Raw genomic sequence first — 2229 nt, 5'->3', positions numbered from 1 at the left:
CACCCCCGCCCCCGCCGAGTGAGCATCGCGCACGGCGCGCCCGGCGCGCGAGGAGGACGAGCATGGACGCCATCGAACCCAATGCGGGGGCGCTTCTCGCCTTCGCCGCCCTGTGGGCCGCCACCTGCCTCGGCTTCCTGGTGCTGTCGGGCATGTATCCCGAGCGCCCCGAGACCGCCCGGGGGCCGGGCGCGGGCCTGCTGGTCGCCCTCAACACGGCGCTGTGGCTGGCGCTGGCGGCGGCGACGCTGGCCTTCGGCTTCGCCAGCCTCAGGGTCACGTCGATCATCGTCGTGGCGGGCTTCGTGTTCCTGTTCGCGCCGGTGCCGTTCGAGCTGCTTCCCGAGCGCTGGCGCGACACGCGGGCGCGCTCGCCGCCCTGGTCGGCTTCCAGGGGGCGGCGCTCGCCGCCTGGCTCGCCTTCAGCGGCCAGGGCGCCGCCTTCGTCTCCACCTTCGCCGCCTGAGCGGGCGCCCCATGCGCCCCGCGCCCCGGCCGTGACGCGACAGAGGAAACCCCCGATGCCCACTCACGTGAAGATCATGCTCTCCCTCCTGGTGCTCGCCGTGGCTGCTGCGGGCTATGTCTTCCAGGACAGCCTCGGCCAGGTGGGACCCAAATATGCGGTGGCGTTCCTCGGCGTCTTCATGGTGATCGCCATGTGGGTCTTCCCCGAGGTCCAGCGCCGCAAGGGTGATAAGGTCTGAGCCCGCATCGGGCGGGCCGCAGGAGGTGTCATGATCGCCGTCATCTTCGAGGTCTGGCCCGCCGAGGGCCAGCGCCAGCGCTATCTCGACATCGCCGCCGCCTTGCGCGCCGATCTCGTCCAGATGGACGGCTTCATCTCCGTCGAGCGGTTCGAGAGCCTGACCGAGCCGGGCAAGCTGCTCTCGCTGTCGATCTGGCGCGACGAGGCGGCGGTGCGCAGCTGGCGCGCCCTCATGTCCCACAGGAAGGCGCAGGCGGCGGGGCGCGGCGGCGTGTTCAGGGACTACCGGCTCAGGGTCGCCAGCGTGGTGCGCGACTACGGCCTCACGGAGCGCGAGGAGGCGCCCGCCGACAGCCGCGCCGCCCACGCGCCGGAGATCTGAAGCGCGGCGCCCCTTGCGTTCGGACCGGCGCGCGTCTACCTCGAACCCATGAAATTCCTCGATCAGGCCAAGGTCTATGTGCGCTCCGGTGACGGCGGGGCGGGGTGCGTCTCGTTCCGGCGCGAGAAGTTCATCGAATTCGGCGGTCCCGATGGCGGCGACGGCGGGCGCGGCGGCGACGTGTGGATCGAGTGCGTCGACGGCCTCAACACGCTGATCGACTACCGCTACCAGCAGCACTTCAAGGCCAAGAAGGGCGACCACGGCAAGGGCGCCAACCGCACCGGCGCCAAGGGCGCCGACGTGGTGCTGAAGGTGCCGGCCGGTACCGAGATCCTGGACGAGGACGAGGAGACCGTGCTCGCCGACCTCACGGAAGTGGGCCAGCGCATCAAGCTGCTGGAGGGCGGAAACGGCGGCTTCGGCAACGCCCAGTTCAAGACCTCCACCAACCAGGCGCCGCGCCGCGCCAATCCGGGCCTCGAAGGCCAGGAGAAGTGGATCTGGCTGCGCCTGAAGCTGATCGCCGACGCCGGCCTCGTCGGCCTGCCCAATGCCGGCAAGTCAACGTTTCTGGCCGCCACCACCGCGGCCAAGCCCAAGATCGCCGACTATCCCTTCACCACGCTCCATCCCGGCCTCGGCGTGGTGCGGGCGGACGGGCGCGAATTCGTGCTGGCCGACATTCCCGGCCTGATCGAGGGCGCGCACGAGGGGGTGGGCATCGGCGACCGCTTCCTCGGCCATGTGGAGCGCTGCCGCGTGCTGCTGCATCTGGTCGACGGCACCAGCGAGCATGCCGGCAAGGCCTACAAGGTGGTGCGCGCCGAGCTGGAAGCCTATGGCGGCGGCCTCGCCGACAAGCCGGAGATCGTCGCCCTCTCCAAGGTGGATGCGCTCTCGCCCGAGCTGCTGAAGCAGCAGAAGGAGCGCCTCAAGCGCGCCGCCAAGAAGACGCCGCTGCTGGTCTCCGCCCAGTCCGGGCAGGGCGTGCAGGAGGCGCTGCGCGCGCTGCTCTCGGTGATCGAGGAGGCGCGCGGCGCCGAGGCCGAGGCGGAGAAGGCCAGCGTGTCCTGGCGGCCCTGACCGCCCGCGGCACCTGACGTCTTGTGCCGCGTCGCCCGCCCGCCTCAGCGGG

General features: G+C 71.3%; 3 protein-coding genes. All 3 read left to right on the top strand.

Annotated features, from left to right (window positions below; all coding sequences use genetic code 11):
* Positions 1–62 precede the first annotated feature (62 nt).
* The 3 genes from AC2W7M_RS24195 to obgE are packed head-to-tail and all read left to right on the top strand — an operon-like array spanning position 63 to position 2177.
* Positions 63–707 carry a hypothetical protein gene (locus AC2W7M_RS24195; RefSeq protein WP_486135547.1) on the top strand — a complete coding sequence of 215 codons (645 nt, stop codon included), beginning with the start codon at positions 63–65 and terminating at the stop codon, positions 705–707.
* 30 nt (positions 708–737) lie between these two features.
* Positions 738–1091 (top strand): antibiotic biosynthesis monooxygenase family protein, encoded by a 354-nt coding sequence (locus AC2W7M_RS24190; RefSeq protein ID WP_486135545.1) that lies wholly within the window; start codon positions 738–740, stop codon positions 1089–1091.
* 48 nt (positions 1092–1139) lie between these two features.
* A complete protein-coding gene (gene obgE / locus AC2W7M_RS24185; protein ID WP_486135543.1) occupies positions 1140–2177 on the top strand; it encodes a GTPase ObgE in 1038 nt (345 codons plus the stop codon).
* Positions 2178–2229 lie beyond the last annotated feature (52 nt).

The sequence above is a fragment of the Xanthobacter sp. BG11Y11_SDJG genome (genome assembly GCF_057364445.1).
The sequence above is the reverse complement of the archived record's forward strand: the minus strand, read 5'-3'. Positions and strand labels throughout refer to the sequence as shown.